13 protein-coding genes are annotated in these 17,465 nt (G+C 61.2%); 3 read left to right on the top strand and 10 right to left on the bottom strand.

Features of this window, described 5'->3' with window-relative positions:
- Positions 1-72: 72 nt before the first annotated feature.
- Positions 73-1,557, top strand: a complete 1,485-nt coding sequence (locus tag WA904_RS11940; protein ID WP_425197339.1) for a cryptochrome/photolyase family protein — start codon at positions 73-75, stop codon at positions 1,555-1,557.
- A gap of 86 nt (positions 1,558-1,643) precedes the next feature.
- Here the strand turns inward: WA904_RS11940 and WA904_RS11935 are convergent, their stop codons facing one another.
- The 6 genes from WA904_RS11935 to WA904_RS11910 all read right to left on the bottom strand — a co-directional run bounded on the left by WA904_RS11935 (position 1,644) and on the right by WA904_RS11910 (position 11,619).
- A complete protein-coding gene (locus tag WA904_RS11935; RefSeq protein ID WP_425197338.1) occupies positions 1,644-7,724 on the bottom strand; it encodes an Hpt domain-containing protein in 6,081 nt (2,026 codons plus the stop codon).
- Positions 7,725-7,781: 57 nt separating this feature from the next.
- Complete coding sequence (locus WA904_RS11930) at positions 7,782-10,028, bottom strand: methyl-accepting chemotaxis protein (protein WP_425197337.1); 2,247 nt, start codon at positions 10,026-10,028, stop codon at positions 7,782-7,784.
- Between the two features lie 33 nt (positions 10,029-10,061).
- Positions 10,062-10,592, bottom strand: coding sequence for a chemotaxis protein CheW (locus WA904_RS11925; RefSeq protein WP_425197336.1), 531 nt, complete (start codon positions 10,590-10,592; stop codon positions 10,062-10,064).
- A 23-nt stretch (positions 10,593-10,615) separates the two neighbouring features.
- Complete coding sequence (locus WA904_RS11920; RefSeq protein WP_348065588.1) at positions 10,616-10,981, bottom strand: response regulator transcription factor; 366 nt, start codon at positions 10,979-10,981, stop codon at positions 10,616-10,618.
- Complete coding sequence (locus WA904_RS11915; protein WP_096699843.1) at positions 10,981-11,379, bottom strand: response regulator; 399 nt, start codon at positions 11,377-11,379, stop codon at positions 10,981-10,983. Before WA904_RS11915 ends, WA904_RS11920 begins: the two co-directional genes overlap by 1 nt.
- A 78-nt stretch (positions 11,380-11,457) precedes the next feature.
- Complete coding sequence (locus WA904_RS11910; protein ID WP_170954847.1) at positions 11,458-11,619, bottom strand: rubredoxin; 162 nt, start codon at positions 11,617-11,619, stop codon at positions 11,458-11,460.
- Between the two features lie 95 nt (positions 11,620-11,714).
- On the opposite strand from WA904_RS11910, the gene thiD reads away from it, so the two are divergent.
- Both thiD and hemL read left to right on the top strand, forming a co-directional pair.
- Positions 11,715-12,674 carry a bifunctional hydroxymethylpyrimidine kinase/phosphomethylpyrimidine kinase gene (gene thiD / locus WA904_RS11905; protein WP_425197335.1) on the top strand — a complete coding sequence of 320 codons (960 nt, stop codon included), beginning with the start codon at positions 11,715-11,717 and terminating at the stop codon, positions 12,672-12,674.
- Positions 12,658-13,980 carry a glutamate-1-semialdehyde 2,1-aminomutase gene (gene hemL, locus WA904_RS11900; RefSeq protein ID WP_425197334.1) on the top strand — a complete coding sequence of 441 codons (1,323 nt, stop codon included), beginning with the start codon at positions 12,658-12,660 and terminating at the stop codon, positions 13,978-13,980. The genes thiD and hemL overlap by 17 nt, the downstream gene beginning before the upstream one ends.
- 125 nt (positions 13,981-14,105) lie before the next feature.
- On the opposite strand, the gene WA904_RS11895 is transcribed toward hemL, so the two are convergent.
- From WA904_RS11895 to dusB, 4 genes are read right to left on the bottom strand one after another with little or no spacing between them, the layout of a single operon-like run.
- The gene (locus WA904_RS11895; RefSeq protein ID WP_425197333.1) at positions 14,106-14,501 is read right to left on the bottom strand and encodes a YccF domain-containing protein; all 396 of its coding nucleotides are present in this window, start codon (positions 14,499-14,501) and stop codon (positions 14,106-14,108) included.
- 27 nt (positions 14,502-14,528) lie between these two features.
- A complete protein-coding gene (purH, locus tag WA904_RS11890) occupies positions 14,529-16,100 on the bottom strand; it encodes a bifunctional phosphoribosylaminoimidazolecarboxamide formyltransferase/IMP cyclohydrolase (protein WP_425197332.1) in 1,572 nt (523 codons plus the stop codon).
- A gap of 39 nt (positions 16,101-16,139) precedes the next feature.
- The gene (locus WA904_RS11885) at positions 16,140-16,376 is read right to left on the bottom strand and encodes a Fis family transcriptional regulator (protein ID WP_007864972.1); all 237 of its coding nucleotides are present in this window, start codon (positions 16,374-16,376) and stop codon (positions 16,140-16,142) included.
- Positions 16,373-17,443 carry a tRNA dihydrouridine synthase DusB gene (gene dusB / locus WA904_RS11880; RefSeq protein WP_425197331.1) on the bottom strand — a complete coding sequence of 357 codons (1,071 nt, stop codon included), beginning with the start codon at positions 17,441-17,443 and terminating at the stop codon, positions 16,373-16,375. The genes WA904_RS11885 and dusB overlap by 4 nt, the downstream gene beginning before the upstream one ends.
- Positions 17,444-17,465: the final 22 nt, after the last annotated feature.

Below are 17,465 nucleotides of genomic sequence, written 5' to 3'. Positions count from 1 at the left end.
AAAAAGCCGCCGGCAATCAACGCCATGCCGGATGGCCGCAGCACCCATCGCCCCTCTGATGAACCCCGGCGCATGAACAGGAAATACAGCCATGGCCTGGTGTGGTTTCGACGCGACCTGCGCGTTGATGACCACGCAGCGCTTTACCACGCCCTCAAGGCATGCCGGCAGGTTTTTTGCGTTTTCGTGTTTGACCGCGACATTCTGGATGCGCTGCCGCGAGCTGACCGCCGGGTGGAGTTCATTCGCGAGTCGCTGGTGGATCTGGACCGGCAGCTGGCGGAACTGGCCCGTCCGCATGGGCGTTCCAACGTCGGCTTGATCGTGCAGCACGCCCGGGCAACGGAGGCCTTGCCTGCACTGGCGCGAGCACTGTCTGTCGACGCGGTATTTACCAATCACGACGATGAACCGCAGTCGCAGGCACGGGACGCTGTGGTCGCCAAGGCGCTGGCTGCGGATGGCAAGGCCTTTCACAGTTTCAAGGACCATGTCGTTTTTGAGCGCGAGGAAATCATGACACTGGGCGGCAAACCGTACAGTGTTTTCACGCCCTACCAAAACGCGTGGCTCAGGAAGGTGGACGACTTTTACCTCAAGGCCTACCCGGTGCAGCGTTACGCGCCCGCCCTAGCCGCCAGGCCCACGGCCTGCCGAATGGCCGTGCCTGCGCTGGTTGATATCGGTTTTGCGCAGACCAATTTTGCCAAGCTGAGGATTCCCACGGGCAGTCACGGCGGCATGCAGCTGCTGGACGACTTCATGACGCGCATTGACCAGTACCACGCCACGCGTGACTTCCCGGCGGTCAGGGGGCCGAGCTATCTGGGTGTGCATCTGCGCTTTGGCACGGTTTCCATCCGCCGGCTGGCGGCAGCGGCCCTGCAACTGCGGGACCAGGGAAATCCAGGAGCATCGGTCTGGCTCAGCGAACTGATCTGGCGCGATTTTTATGCGCAGATCCTGAGCAATTTTCCGCATGTGGCCGAACGCTCTTTCAAACCTGCCTACGACGCCATCGCCTGGGAACAGGAGCCGCGGGCCAGCACCCTGTTTCAGGCCTGGTGCAAGGGCCGGACGGGCTACCCGCTGATTGACGCCGCCATGGCTCAGATCAACCAGACCGGCTACATGCACAACCGTCTGCGCATGGTCACCGCCAGTTTTCTGGTGAAAGACCTGGGCATCGACTGGCGCCGGGGCGAAAAATATTTCGCCGAACAGCTCAACGATTTTGACCTGTCCGCCAACAACGGCGGCTGGCAATGGGCTTCCAGCAGTGGCTGCGATGCCCAACCTTATTTCCGCATCTTCAATCCGGTGAGCCAGAGCGAGAAATTCGATGCCGACGGAAAGTTCATCCGCAAATACCTGCCGCAGCTGGCCGGCCTGTCCGGAGCCAGCCTGCACAGCCCCTGGCTGGCCACACCCCTGGAGCTGGCTGGTGCCGGTGTTCGCCTGGGCGACAACTATCCTCTCCCCATCGTGCGGCATGACGAAGCACGGGCACTGACTCTGCAGCGATACGCACCCGTCAGAAAATCACCCGCGGGTTGACTTGCTCTTCTTTTAATAGCTGCTTGCGCCTATGCAGAAAGGGCTGAGGCCCGATTTTGCATAAAAATCCGGGCTTCCGCGCCGGACTAGGACACGGCGGCTTCTACGCTGCAGTAATGGCGAATCAGGCTGAGGAGCTCATCTTCGGCATAAGGCTTGCCCAAGTAGTGGTCAACACCCAATTCCTTCGCATGTTCGCGGTGCTTCTCAGCAATTCGCGACGTGATCATGATGATGGGCAGATCACTCAGGCGAACGTCGCCGCGGATGTTGCGCGCCAGGTCAAAGCCGTCCATGCGCGGCATTTCGATATCGGACAGGACCACCGTGGGACGCTCCTCCTGGAGTCGCTCAAGCGCCTGCAATCCATCGGCCGCCATGGACACGCGATAACCTTCACGCTGTAACAGGCGCTGCGTCACGCGGCGCACGGTGATGGAATCGTCAACCACCAAAATCAAGGGAATCTGGGGCGCCGCCGGCACCGGTGAGGAAACCGCCAAGCCCTGGCCATCCGTGGCGCCGGCTCCCGACTGCTCCAGCATGTGCGGTTCGGCACTGTCGGAACTCCAAGCGCGGGCTTGCTGGCCATAAACGAAAGCCAGAGCAACCGGGTTGTAGATGAGAACCACCGCGCCGGAAGCCAGCACGGACATACCCGCCAGACCTGGCAACCGCGACAGCTGCGGCCCGAGGTTTTTAACCACCACCTCCTGGTTGCCCAGAACTTCATCGACGTGCAACGCCAGCCGCTGGGCTGCACTGCGGAAAATAACCACCGGCGCGGTTTTGCCCTGCGGCTCGCTGCTCAGACGGGAAACCTGCAACAAGGCGCCGGCCCAGAAAAACGGAACGGCCTCACCCGCAACGTCCAGCACGCCGCTGTTGTAGGCCTGCTGCAAATCCTTCGCCGAGATCCGGCGCACGGTTTCAACCACGTTGGCCGGCACCCCCACGGAAGATCCGCCGGCACGCAGCATAACCACCTGCGTCACAGCCGTGGTCAGCGGCAGCACCAGCTTGAAATTGGTCCCCTTGCCGGCGACGGTGCTGGTTTCAATGCGGCCACCCAGCGCGTTGACCTCCGAGCGCACGACGTCCATGCCGATCCCGCGTCCGGACAATTCAGTCACCTGGGAGGCTGTGGAGAAGCCTGGCATGAAAATCATGTTGGCCGCTTCATCGTCATTGATCTGCTGGCCCGCGGCGAGCAGGCCTGAGGCCAGTGCTTTCTCCCGGATACGCGTCAGGTTGAGGCCGGCGCCGTCGTCCCGGAACTCCACAGACACGTCATTGCCCGACTGCTGCACGCTCACGGTGATCAGGCCGCTAGGATCTTTGCCCGCATCGGTGCGGGTCTGCATGTCTTCGATGCCGTGAGCCACGCAATTGCGCAGCAGGTGCTCGAATGCCGGCGTCATGCGGTCCAGCATGCCGCGGTCCATTTCAATGGTACCGCCCTGCAAGTCCAGCCGCACCTGCTTGCCGGTTTCCTTCGAAGCCAAGCGCACCACGCGGTAGAGACGTTCGGAAATGCCTTCAAATTCCACCATGCGGGTACGCAGCAGATCGCGCTGCAATTCGCGGGTCTGGCGCGCCTGGGCAATCAGATCATCCTCGGTGGCCTCCACCGTTCGCTGCAAGGTGCGCTGCACCGTCGCGACGTCATTGACCGACTCGGCCATCATGCGGGTCAGTTCCTGCACGCGCGTGAACCGGTCGAACTCCAGCGGATCAAAACCCAGCTGCGCCTCCTTGGCCTGCTGCAGGCGCGACTGCATCTGGGTTTCCGAGTGCAGTTCCACGTCACGCAGCTGTGCGCGCAAACGGTTCAGGTTGCCGCTCAGATCATTCAGCGAACCCCGTAGCTGGTTCAGCTCGGCTTCCAGCCGCGATCGTGTGATCATGACCTCGCCGGCCTGGTTGACCATGCGGTCCAGCAGCTGCGAGCGCACACGTATCGAGCCTGATGCCGCCGGACGCAAAGGCTGCAGGGCCGTGGCCTGGGCCATGGACATCATGACTTTGCGCGAACCCGGCTCGGCCGCAACAGCGGGCTCGGCCTGCGGCGTTGCGGCCGCCTCCAGGACATCCGCTGCCTCGACAGCAACAGGTGGAGACAGGGGAGCCAAGGGCTCCAGCGCCTGGGCCGTCTCGCCCGGATGGCGCAGGGCCTCAAAATTGGCCTGCATCGCATCAAAAGTAGTCAGCAGCGAGTCAAAGTTCTGTGAAGCGACCGCGTCGGAGCCCATATGCTCGATATCAGATTCGATCCTGTGGGCCATTTCCCCAAGCCGCATGGCACCCGCCAAGCGGGCACTGCCCTTGAGCGTATGCAGGGCCCGCAACACTTCATTGCGTGCGCCATGGTTGTCGGGACGCGCCGACCACTGTCGCAGGGCACCGCCCAATTGCGGCATCAGCTCAGAGCCCTCCTCCTCAAAAATCGGAAACAGGTCCGGATCGATCATGTCAACCGCATCGATCTCGTCATCCACGTCTTCATTGAAAGCGGAAGGGGCGGGCGCTGTGGCCGCCGCAGGTGCAACCGGAGGCTGTGCCATGAAAGCGGCTGGCGTAACTGGAACCGCCGCCGTCGGCACGACCGGAGCGGGGGGCGGGTTCACAGTGACTTGGGCTGTCACCGACAAAGGGCGTCCCTGTGGAGGAACAGAGGTGGCCACAGGGGCAGGCGGAACGCTGGCAGCCACCGCAGGTGCTTCAACAGCCAGCGATGCGCTCCGGTCTGGCACGGCATCCTGGCTATCGATGTCCAAGGCGATTTCGTTGCCTTCGTCGGAGAAATCGATCTCGCGCAGTGCCTGCAGGATGGCCGGGTCGGGTTGTTTGAGGAAACCGGCTGCAAACTGATGCAGCAGGCGTCGGATGTCTTCGGCTGCGTTGATGAAGAGCTGGCTGTGCCTGCCACCGCCCTGTCCATGCAGGACTCGCGTCTGCTGCAGGGCGTTCTCAAGTGCACGCGCCATTTCAGACAACGCTTCAAATCCGACCGTCGCCGAGCTACCGGCCAGGGAATGGGTCAACGCCAGGGTGGAGTCCCCGATGGGGTGGTCCGTCTCCATCGTCCACTCCGTCACCTCCGTGACCAGACGCCGGGACCATTCATCGGCTTCATTCAGGTAGACGTTGTAGAGGGGAATGCCAATGCGCAAGGAACCAATCACCTTGACCTGTTCGTCCCCGGCGGCTTCTCCCGATGCGGAATCTTCGAAAGCCACCTCCTCCAGTACGGGGGCCGCAGCACGCACTTGGGTGGGTTCTGACGCAGAAAAATCAAAAATTTCCACATCCAGCGGCGATGCGGCCGAGGCCGACGGCACTGGGGAAACGACGCCTGTGCTGGCAGGCTGGTTCAGAAAATGCGCATCAAAGTCACTGGCCGACAACTCCACCGGATCAGCTGCCGTGGCAGGGGCCAGATCGGGAAGATCCAGCTCGAACATGGCCACAGGAGGAGCCGGCACTGCCGCAGGTGCATTGGCACCGGGCTGCGACAAGGCTGCCAGGCTCTCGAAGTCTATGCCCTGTATTTCAGCCAGCGGCGGCTCCTGAGGCGCGGAAGGCGCTTCGACAACAGACGCTGCGGGTTCGAACACAAAATCCAGGTCCGGCTCCGACGCCTGGGATGCAGGCTCCTGCGCCGTTACAACCGGCGCAACCGGACTCTGGATCGGAATGAAGCGTCCTTCCGTTCGCATGGCATCGGCACTTGCACGAAACACCGACGACGTCCAAGACGTTTCGCGGTTCGCTGCGATATCCTCGATCCAGGCGGCAAACCCGTCCATCGCCTGTACACACAGCGTGCGAAATTCGTCATTCGAAGGTTTTTGCTCCGCCAACCAGCCATTGAGCATTTGCTCCATGGACCATGCCGCTTCACCGAATTCATTGAGCCCGACCATGCGAGAGCTACCCTTGAGCGTGTGGAAGGCCCGGCGCAGTATCGTGAGTTCCCCGATATCCCCGGGTTCGATAGCCAGCGCAGCAAGCGCCGACTGGGCATGGCCGGCGACCTCGCGCGCTTCCTCCAGAAAGATATCGCGCAGATCGTCTTCTTCAAAGTCGTCCGCACCAGCGGTTGAGCCCGCAGGCACCGCTTCAGGCATCGCTGCCGGCGCGGCCGCTGCCACTAGATCGGTCAAGGTACCGGCATTGGCCTGGGGGCTCTGGGTGGTCACGGCCAACGCAGCGTCACGGGCAGTCTGAGCCAGAACGGGCTGATCCGCCAGGGCTGCATGGGTTGCCAGAACGTCCAGTTTGACACTGAGGTTCTCGGCGGAATCACCTGCCTGCGCGTCCTGGACAACCGAAAGTACCTCTTGAGACAGTTCATTGTTGACCGTCACTGCCGCAGCGGCATCCTGCGCCGTGTGAATGCGCCCCATCAAGGGTTTGAGTTCTCCCTTGAGGTCGTCGTATACAAAAAGCTTTTTCGCCAGCGCCGGCTGGTAATTCAGCATGTCGATCAGGAAGCTCAGGGCGCCAAGGTTATTGCCCAACTGCTCGAATGTCCCGGCAGAACGCGCCAGCTGCTCGTCAACTTCGGTCACAAGCATTTGCTCAACGCTCTCGCGCATGCGCAAGACAGCCTGGGAAGCCTGATCCAGACCCAGGACGGACAGCACACCGCGCATCTGCGATAACTGGCCGGGCACTGCGGCGAGGGCCGTTTTTTCCTGTGGATTGCGGAAAAACACGTCCAGCGATTTTTCAAGCTCACTCAGGGAAATACGCAGTTCACCCACGACACTGCCCATGGTCTGCTTGTCGCTGACACGCCGGTACAACTCTTCCATCCAGGGCTCAAGTGGCTGGGCTTCGCCGCCACTTCGGGCGCTGTCGAGCCGCTGGGCCAAGCGTGCCGTCCGGGAGGCCAATTGCGGGTCACTGGGATCGAGGTCATCAAAAGCAGCCTCGAGATAAAGCACGGCCGTAGCCACCTCCAGCGCCAACTCGATGGGAGGCGCCTGGCCGGAACGAACCGTCGCCTCAATGACTTGTGACAACGCCATGGCCAGGGGCTCGCTCGGCGGATGCAGCTTGACCAGCGAGTCCGTGACCAGACTGAACTGGTCAGCCACCGTCTTGAATTTGCCGACATCCCCCGCCGTCAGCGAGGACCAGGTTTCCTTGGCCGAGACAATCCGCTTGCGCGCCTGGGCGAGTAGCGCGGGGTCGAACCGGCCGAACTGGACCGCTTCATAGTCCACCGGTTTGAAGCGGGCCAAACCATAGCTGGCGCGGATGGCGGACAGGACCGGTGCATCGCTGGCCCGCGCAGCCACTGCCTGGGAACAGAAAAAAAGCAGATCCTGCGCCAACCGGTCCGATGCGTTGGTGCCGCCCTTCGCAAACGACGCATACTGCAGGAGAACGCGCGATGCACCGCGTTTCACATAGAGATCAACCTTGAGCAAACCCTGGGCCAGTGCTTCAAAATAGCCCGCCGCAATCTTCCAGAATGCCCTCGGTTCGCCAGCCGGTTCGGCCTGCGCAAATCCCAGGCACATATCCCTGAAGCTCTGGGCAGCCTGCCGATCACCGGTACGCATAATTTTCAGCGCCAGGGGATCGAGCAATTGCCTGGACGCGTCATCGTAGGGGGCAGCCTCACCCGTGACCGGCAGCTCCGGGTCCATCCAGCGCCATTCATACATCCAGAGGTCTGCCGGATGGATGCGATCTGCACCGACCAGCCCCTGAACGTCACGGTACTGAGGGAACAGCGAGACAGCGGATACGGGCTTGTCGGCCAACACGCCTTCCAGGTATTCGGTCAACGCGAAGCTGGCCTGCTCGACTTTGGCAGCCGCTTCCTGGTTGCATTGCTCAGGCCGCTGGACAAACCTCTGCACGGCCGCTTCCATTGAACGCAGTACCAGCGCCGGAGCACCCAGACCCACCATCTCCAGCGCCCCTACGGCCTGGTGCAGCTGCTGGCGTGCGATCCGGAGCTGGCTGGCGTCAAGAGCGGCAAGATCGGAGCCACGCGCCAGCTCGGCGTCGCGTACAAAACGCTTCAGGGCCTTGGCGGAACCATCCAGGGATTTCCGAAGTTCATCCAGTACCCAGGCAAGCGGACCCAGGTCATTGACCACCAAGTCGAGCTCAGCAGGGGATGAATTCGAAGCGTTCGATTGCATAGATGGCAGGCCGGTTCATAAATCGGAGGTCACGGACAAAGACAAATCATGTGTGCGTCAGGCGATCTTGAATCGCGACACCGACTGCCTGAGCTCCTCGGCCATGCGGGACAGGTCGCGCACCTGCTGGGCAGTGGACCGCGTACCTTCTCCGGTTTGCTCCGTCACCGCGAAAATATGCTGGATGTTGCCGGCCACCACGTTGGCCGATTCAGCTTCGCGGGAAGCCGAAGCGGAAATCTGTTCAATCAGGTCAGCGAGCCGGCGTGACACCAGGTCAATCTCGGACAGTGCGGTACCGGCGCTGTCGGACAGTTTGGCCCCTTCAACCACACCCTGTGTCGAGCGTTCCATGGCAGCCACGGCATCCTGGGTGTCGGTCTGAATCGCCTTCACCAGCGCGGAAATCTGGCGCGTCGCATCTGCGGAACGTTCAGCCAGCCGCTGCACCTCCTCGGCCACCACGGAGAAGCCTCGTCCGGCTTCACCGGCCGATGCCGCCTGAATAGCGGCGTTAAGCGCCAGCACGTTGGTCTGCTCGGTAATGTCGGAAATCAGCTCGGTGATTTCGCCAATCTCCTGGGAAGATTCGCCGAGCCGTTTGATCCGCTTGGAAGTTTCCTGAATCTGGTCACGGATCGAATTCATACCGCCAATGGCGTTCTGCACGGCCTGCAGACCCGATTCAGCAGCGCTCAGAGATTGGCGCGCCACCTGGGACGATTCCTGCGCCTGGCTGGACACCTGATTGATTCGGGTCGCCATGTCGAGCACCGACTGGCCGGTTTCACGAATTTCGCGCAGCTGTTCGGTCGAAGCGGCCAGCAGTTCGGTGGAAGTACTTTCCACCTGGGCTGTGGTTTGCGCCACCCGAGTCGCCGTGTTTTGTACGTTACCCACCAGCTGGCGCAACTCCTCCACCGTGTAGTTCACCGAGTCGGCGATAGCGCCAGTGATGTCTTCGGTCACCGTGGCTTCCTGGGTCAGGTCTCCCTCAGCCACTGTCTGCAACTCGTTCATCAAGCGCAAAATGGCGGCCTGGTTGGCGTCGTTGACACGCTTGGCATCCTGCTCCTGTCCTTTGGCTTCGAGCCGCTGGCTTTCAGCAACGCCTTGGCGTTGCCGGCTGTCCAACACCTGCAAACGGGCCAGGCCGGCAGCACACAGCAGGGCGAACGCGGCAGCAACCGCCAACGTTGTCAACGAGCCGGCACTCAGACCCGTCTGCGTGGACAGCTTGCCCTGGATGTCTTCCAGGCCGCGGCGCAAAGCTTCGCTGTCTGAAATGATCGATGCCTGCGCCTCACGTGCCGACACCAGGCCCTGCAAGTTGCCCAAAATCGCACCGGCCTGGACCCGGGTCTGCTCATACAGCGCCATCAGCGCTTCGAGCCGCTCCCGCGTCTGCGGGTCCTTGGAGCCGGCCAAGCGCAGCTCGGGGCTGCCCTCCTGCAGGCCCTGCGCAATTTCCTTGAACGAGTTCAAGTCCTTGCCCAGCAGGAACACGGCTTCCGGGCTCACACCCTCCATCGTCAGGAATTCGTTGGCCGATTTACCAATACGCTGCGTCAACATCACCAGTTGGCCGGCGGCCGAAATTTCTGCCGGTGCCGCGTTCTGTTGGAGCTTGAGCGAAGAAACCGTCTCGGCGATTTCGAGCAGGTCCGACGACTGCCGGTTAATGGTTCGCAGCGCGTTACCCACCTGCGTCAGAATTGCCTGCTGGCCCATCACGGTAGAGGCATTTTTCTCGGCACGCTCCATCAGCGGCGTGACAGTGTCCACATCCGGCTGCAACTCGGCAACCACCGGTTCCAGCCGCAACGACTCATCACCCGCCTTGAGACCCCGAACCGTTTTGGCCAGCACGTCCGAACTTTCGCGCACATCGGGGAAAGCCTGGGCACTGCCCACCAGGGCCTGGGACACCGATTTCGCAAGCCGCTGCGACTGCATCAGCGACTGTCCGGTGGCCGCCACCTGTTGGGCCACCCTGTCGGCCTGATTCAGCGCAACAAAGGTCACCGAACCCAGCACCACGACCGCAAAAGCCAGCAAAATCACCAGAATCCGCTGATGTTCGCCCATGGGCCGGCGCCCCAGGACAGGCAAGGACAGACGCTCGACGTTGTCGAGAGCGCCCTCCTCGGACTGGCTTTCGGGGCCTGCACTGTCACCCAGGCGCCCCGAAGCATCCATGGCCCCTGTCGCCAGAGGATCGACCGACATGTCCAGAGAGACACCATCCATGCTGTCCTCGGGGGGTGCAGGCTTTGTTTTGAACAGCTTCTGAATGACAGACATGGTGAGGCCTTCCTGGGAAAAAACGTAATAGCGCTAGGCGCTGATGGTCAAAAAATGGGCCTGTTGGGCGAGCAGCTGCAGGTTGATTTCCTGCCAACGGGCACCGTTCGAATCGACATAACTGTGGCCAAAAAACTCGGGCGAGTCAGCAGCTTTTTCGGCAAAGTCGGTGAAAGCCTCCGGGTTACGCAGCCCGGCCAGCTTGTCGATCTGCAACGCACAGTTGATTTCCAGGGCGCTGTTCAGGGCAACCAGCCGGGACTCGGTGCGCGCCAGCTCGCTGCGCGGCGGCGGCATTTTTCCGGTCACAAAACTCGCCAGATCGACAACGCCGTACAAGCCTCCCCGCAAATTGGCCACACCGGCAAACCAGGCCTGCGTATAAGGCACATTTTGCGCATTGACCCAGGGGAAAATTTCTCCGGACTGGTTCAGGGGAAACAGGTATTTGTCGCCACCGGCCTCAACGGCGAGCCAGGATGCCGAAACACCTTGGGTTTTGGCGGCTTTCAGCCTGTCGGCCAGGCGGCTTTGCAGTTCTCTCAGTGCTTGTCGGTTGGCCATGCTTTATCGGGATCGGTGCGGGATCAGCCCAGCGCCTTGATTTTGGCCATCAGGTCGTCGGCATCCACCGGTTTGGTGATGTAGTCTTTGGCGCCCTGGCGCATTCCCCAAACACGGTCTGTTTCCTGGTTTTTGCTGGTGCACATGATAATGGGCACGTCAGCGTACAAGGGATCGCGGGTGATGGCGCGCGTGAGCTGGAAGCCATTCTGCCCGGGCATCACCACATCCATCAGGATCAGATCGGGTTTTTCCTCGGCAAGCCGACGAAAGGCATCTTCCGCGTTCTCAGCGGTTTTGACGGAGAAACCGTTTTTGACCAACAGGTCGGTCATGAACATCAACTCCGTTTTAGAGTCATCCACAATCAGAACTTTTTTAATCGCCATCACGCTACTCCTTGTTTTGCGCTGCCAAGTTCCTGCACGGTATGCAGCAACTGGTCTTTGGTAAACGGCTTGGTCAGGTAGTCTTGCGAACCGACCATCCTGCCCCTCGCCTTGTCGAAAACACCGTCTTTGGAAGACAGCATCACAATCGGTACATTTGAGAATTTTGGGTTGCGCTTGATGATCGCGCAGGTCTGGTAACCGTCCAGGCGAGGCATCAGGATGTCGCAGAAGATCAAGTCGGGCAGGTAGTCATTGACCTTGGAAAGCGCGTCAAAACCGTCTTCGGCAAGCAAAACCTCATGCCCGCCCTGCTTCAGGAATATTTCAGCGCTACGCCGGATGGTGTTGCTGTCGTCGATGACCAAAACCTTGAGACCCGAACTGGTAATACTCACTGACTGTGCTCCTAGTAACGCGCCACCGGCACGGTAACGCCCGATGCGCGCTTTTGTTTAGACAACCGGCCCGGCCATTCAGATCTGGACCATTTCGAAGTCTTCCTTGCGCGCCCCGCACTCGGGACAGGTCCAGTTCATCGGCACCTGGGCCCAGGGCGTACCCGCCGCAATCCCGTGTTCTGGCGCGCCAGTCGCTTCGTCATAAATCCACCCACAAATTAAACACATCCAGGTCATTGTTTGAGTCACAGCTTAAGTTGCCTTCGAATAGAATGCAACAATTGTATCGAGGCGGCGTTGCTTATTCGCTTACGAGGCAAAATTCCAGCCCTATGGCAAACCCCACCCCCCCTCCTCTGGACACCCGGCAAATGGAAACAGAGGACAGCGAAACCTCTCCCGCCTGCGTGATGACCTTCAACGCCAACGACCCCAGTGGCGCAGGCGGCCTGACGGCGGACATCAGTGCCATCGCATCGGCTGGCGCCCATGCGCTGGCCGTCGTCACCGGCGCCTATGTACGCGATACCGCCGAGATTTTCGACCATACATCCTTTGACGAAGATGCGGTCACCGAACAGGCCCGCACGGCACTCGAGGACATGCCTGTTGCCGCCATCAAGGTCGGTTTTGTGGGCAGTCCGGAAACCATCAGCGCCATCGCGGAAATTGCATCGGACTATGCAGACGTCCCGCTGATCGCCTACATGCCCAACCTGTCATGGTGGGAAGAAGAGGCGATTGACAGCTACCTGGACGCTTTTCGTGAACTGATGCTGCCGCAAACCACCGTGCTCGTGGGCAACCACAGCAGCCTGTGGCGCTGGCTGCTACCGGACTGGGGTGGCGACAAAAGCCCCACGGCACGCGATATTGCCAAGGCAGCTTCGGAATTCGGTGTGCCTTACACGCTGGTCACGGGCGTGCCCCTGCCCGATCAGTTCATTGACAATGTACTGGCCACCCCGCAAGCCATTCTTTACAGCGAAAAGTTCGAACGTTTTGAAGCGGTATTTGCCGGTGCCGGCGACACGCTGACCGCCGCGCTGTCGGCCCTGCTGGCCAACGGCCACAACCTGCAGGCCGCGACTGCTGAAGCCCTCACCTACCTCGACCACAGCCTGGACGCCGGTTTTCACCCGGGCATGGGCAACATCGTGCCTGACCGGCTGTTCTGGGCACAGGCAGAAGACGACGCAACGGACGCCGGCGACGAAGAAGGCGGCGATCCGGATGACCCCCTGCTCCCCCTGCCTCCCTTCGACCTACCCACCAATGGCACCAAACACTAGTCCCGACAAATCCCGCAATGCAGCGCTGTTCGAGCGCGCCAGAAAACTGATTCCCGGCGGCGTCAATTCGCCGGTACGCGCCTTCAAGGCGGTAGGCGGCACCCCGCGTTTTGTGCAGCGTGCCCAGGGGGCCTACTTCTGGGATGCCGATGGCCAGCGCTACATCGACTACATCGGCTCGTGGGGCCCGATGATTCTGGGCCACGGCCATCCAGCAGTGGTCGAAGCCGTGCAGAAGGCCGTGCTTGAAGGCTTCTCCTATGGCGCGCCGACCGAGCGCGAAGTGGAGTTGGCCGAAGAAATCGTCAAGCTGGTGCCCTCCATTGAGATGCTGCGCCTGGTCAGTTCGGGTACCGAAGCGGGGATGAGCGCGATCCGTCTGGCGCGCGGCGCCACCGGCCGCAGCAAGATCATCAAGTTCGAAGGCTGTTACCACGGCCACGCCGACGCTTTGCTGGTCAAAGCCGGTTCAGGCCTGGCGACGTTTGGCAACCCGACCAGTGCCGGCGTGCCGCCCGAGGTCGTGCAGCACACGCTGGTGCTCGAGTACAACCACATCGCCCAGCTTGAAGAAGCTTTTGCCATCCACGGCAGCAGCACCGCCTGCCTGATCATCGAGCCGATTGCCGGCAATATGAATTTCGTGCGAGCCAGCGTACCTTTCATGAAGCGCTGCCGCGAGTTGTGCACACAGCACGGCGCGTTGCTGGTCTTCGATGAAGTCATGACGGGTTTTCGCGTGGCATTGGGTGGTGCGCAAAGCGTTTATGCGAAAAGCATCCCGGGTTTCCAGCCCGACATGACTGTCATGGGCAAGGTGATCGGCGGCGGCATGCCGCTGGCCGCCTTTGGTGGCACCCGCGCCGTCATGGAACAACTCGCGCCCCAGGGGCCGGTTTATCAGGCCGGCACGTTGTCAGGCAACCCGGTCGCCACGGCTTGCGGTCTGGCCACCCTGAAGGAAATCGGCAAGCCCGGTTTCTACGAAGACCTGGGCCACAAAACACAACGCTTGATCAGTGGCCTGCAAGCCGAAGCCGACAAGGCCGGCGTGGACTTCTGCGGTGACAGCGAGGGAGGCATGTTCGGCTTCTTCCTGCTCAAGGAACTGCCGCAAAACTACGCCAAGGTGATGACCACCGACAACGCGCGCTTCAACACCCTGTTCCACGGCCTGCTGGATCGCGGTATCTACATCGCCCCGGCGCTGTACGAAGCCGGCTTCATGAGTGCCGCCCACACCGATGCGGACATTGCGGAAACAGTGGCAGCGGCTGGCGATGTGTTTAAACTGCTATCAAAATAGAAGCTGCTTGCGCAATACCCATGAGGGCTAGGTGTCATTTAGGCATTTAGCCCTTATTCGATAGGGCGTTTCATGCAGCGATTGTCCCCAGCCACGCCAAAACCGCGCAGTAACCACCAGCGCGACTATTTGGAAACAATGGTTTTGCCAATGGGCGCCAGCGCAATCAGCGCCAACTTCATGTGCTGAATGCCAAACGGGATGCCGATGATGGTGACAAAACAGGCCAACGCAGACATCAAATGCCCGATGGCCAGCCACCAACCGGCCAATACAAACCAGATCACATTGCCCACCAGCCCCAAGGCACCCGTGCCAATGTCATCTCGCTGCGTCAGGTCCTTGCGGCTCACGGCCTCCTTGCCAAAAGGCAAAAACGCAAACTGCCCGATCACAAAACACGCCTTGGCCCACGGCAAGCCCACGATGGTGATGGCAGCCAATGCACCGACCAACCACCAGCCGACTCCCATCAGAAAGCCGCCAAAGATGAACCAAAAAATATTGCCGAGGGTGCGCATGGTGTTGGCCTCCGAAAGCGGCCGGGCTTAGTGCCGGAAGTGCCGCACACCACTCAACACCATCACTACCCCGCGCTCATCAGCCGCCGCGATGACCTCCTCATCCCGCATGCTGCCACCAGGCTGGATCACGCAGGTCGCCCCCACATCGACCACCACGTCAAGGCCATCGCGAAACGGGAAGAAAGCGTCACTGGCCACGGCCGAACCGGCGAGTTCCAGGCCGGCATTGGCAGCCTTGATCGAGGCAATACGCGCCGAATCGATACGACTCATCTGGCCTGCGCCCACACCCAGCGTCATGCCCCCGCCGCAGAACACGATGGCGTTGGACTTGACGTACTTGGCGACCTTCCAGGCAAACAGCAGGTCCTGCAGCTGCGCAGGCGTCGGCTGCAGCTTGCTGACCACTTTCAGGTCGGCCAGCGCCAGTTCGTGGTTGTCGGCGGTCTGCATCAGCAGGCCGGAACCGACACGTTTGACGTCCATCAGGTTGCGGCCCTGCTTCCACGCCGTGTCGCCGCCCGGCGGCAAGTCAATCTGGAGGATGCGCACATTGACCTTGGTCTTGAAAACTTCCAGTGCCGCAGGCGTGAAGGCCGGCGCCATCAGCACCTCGACAAACTGTTTGGCGATCTGCTGCGCGGCCGCTTCGTCCAGCGTGCAGTTCAGCGCAATGATGCCGCCGAAGGCTGAGGTCGGGTCGGTTTTGAAGGCCTTGCTGTAGGCCTCGAGCGCATCCTTGCCCACGGCCACGCCGCAGGGGTTGGCATGTTTGACGATGACGCAGGCCGATTCGGTAAAACTCTTGACGCATTCCCACGCGGCATCGGCATCGGCAATGTTGTTGTACGACAGTTCCTTGCCCTGCAGCTGTCTGGCTGTCACGAGCGAACCCGGCGCCGGATACAGGTCACGGTACAGCGCGGCTTGCTGGTGCGAGTTTTCACCGTACCGCAGGTCCTGTACCTTGACAAAGCGCCCATTGGACTGCCCGGGAAACAGGCTGTGCGTGCCGTCGGGCTGGATGCCCGAGAGGTAATCGCTGATGGCTCCGTCGTATTGGCTGATGCGGTTGAAAGCAGCGACCGACAGGGAAAATTTGGTGGTGTCCGTGAGTTTGCCGACGGCCTTGAGTTCTTCCAGCACGCCGGCGTACTGTGACGCATCGGTCAGGACACCCACATCTTTCCAGTTTTTGGCGGCTGATCGCACCATGGCCGGACCGCCGATGTCGATGTTTTCAATCGCGTCTTCCAGCGTGCAGCCGGCCTTCGCCACCGTGGCTTCAAACGGGTAGAGGTTGACGACCAGCAGGTCGATGGTGTCAATGCCGTGGGTCTTGAGAGCAGCCATGTGTTCGGGCACATCGCGCCGTGCCAGCAGCCCGCCATGCACCATCGGGTGCAGGGTCTTGACGCGGCCATCAAGCATTTCGGGGAAACCCGTCAGTTCGGCAACCTCGGTCACCGGCAGCTTTTCATCGGCCAGCAGCCTGGCGGTACCGCCGGTGGAAATCAGCTTGATGCCCAGCGCGTGCAGCGCACGTGCAAAGTCAACAATGCCGGTTTTGTCGGAGACGGAAATCAGGGCGTTCATGCTTGTCTTTGTTTCTCGGGGATGAAATGCGGCTGCCGATCACTTGATCAGTTTGTGTTCGACGAGTTTTTTGCGCAGGGTGTTGCGGTTCAGGCCCAGCCATTCGGCGGCCCGGGACTGGTTTTGCTCGGCATGTTGCATGACAACTTCCAGCAGCGGTTTTTCCACCACCTTGACCATCATGTCGTACATGCCGTCCGGCTCGGTGCCGCGCAGGTCCTTGAAATAACCCTCCAGGCTGGTGCGTACGCACTCTTCTATGTGTTTCTTGCTCATGCGAGCTCTCCCTCCTTCTTGTCCTGTCTGTCATCGTCGCCGGCCGCCACCTGCACCATGCCCGCAACCACTGCGGGCATGCGGTCCATGCGCGCGCCAAGCTCGTCAAAAAAATCGGCCACCGCCTGCCATTGCGCTTCGCAGTCTTCCAGCAGGTTCATGCGTCCGCGAAAGGCTTCTCCGCCCGGCAAAGGCCTGACGTACCAGCCGATGTGCTTGCGCGCCGTACGCACGCCGCTGAAGGCACCATACAGCTCATAGTGGTCCAGCAGGTGATCCAGCAGCAGGCGCTTGACCTCGGCCACCAGCGGTGGCGCAAGATGCGTGCCGGTCGCCAGGAAATGCGCCATTTCGCGAAATATCCAGGGCCGGCCCTGAGCGGCGCGGCCCACCATCACCGCATCGGCGCGGGTATAAGCCAGCACATCGCGGGCTTTTTCCGGGGTGTGGATGTCGCCATTGGCGACTACGGGGACAGATACCGCGGCCTTCACCGCAGCAATCGTGTCATATTCGGCTCGCCCCTTGTAGCCCTGCTCGCGCGTGCGGCCATGCACCGTGAGCATCTGCACGCCGGCGGACTCGAATGCGCGCGCCAGTACAACGGCATTTTTATGCGAGTCGGCCCAGCCGGTGCGCATTTTCAGGGTCACGGGAACACCGCGTGGCGCGCAGGCGGCCACCACCGCCTCGGCAATGGCGAGCGCCAGCGGCTCGTCCTGCATCAGGGCCGAGCCGGCCCACTTGTTGCAGACCTTCTTGGCCGGGCAACCCATGTTGATGTCGATGATCTGCGCGCCGCGGTCGATGTTGTAGGCTGCGGCCTCGGCCATCATCTGCGCGTCGGTGCCGGCAATCTGCACTGCAATCGGCGCCACTTCACCGTCGTGGTTGGCGCGGCGCGAAGTTTTCAGCGTGTCCCACAGGTCACGCCGCGAAGTCACCATTTCACTGACCGCGTAGCCGGCCCCGCCGGCCTTGCACAGGCGCCGGAACGGCCGGTCGGTCACACCGGCCATCGGCGCGGCAAACAAGTTGTTTGCCAAAACATGGGGGCCAATGTTCATGGAAGGGTGCAGGCGGATGGGA

The organism is Polaromonas sp., from assembly GCF_049790275.1.
GTDB lineage: Bacteria > Pseudomonadota > Gammaproteobacteria > Burkholderiales > Burkholderiaceae_C > Polaromonas.
The sequence above is the reverse complement of the archived record's forward strand: the minus strand, read 5'-3'. Positions and strand labels throughout refer to the sequence as shown.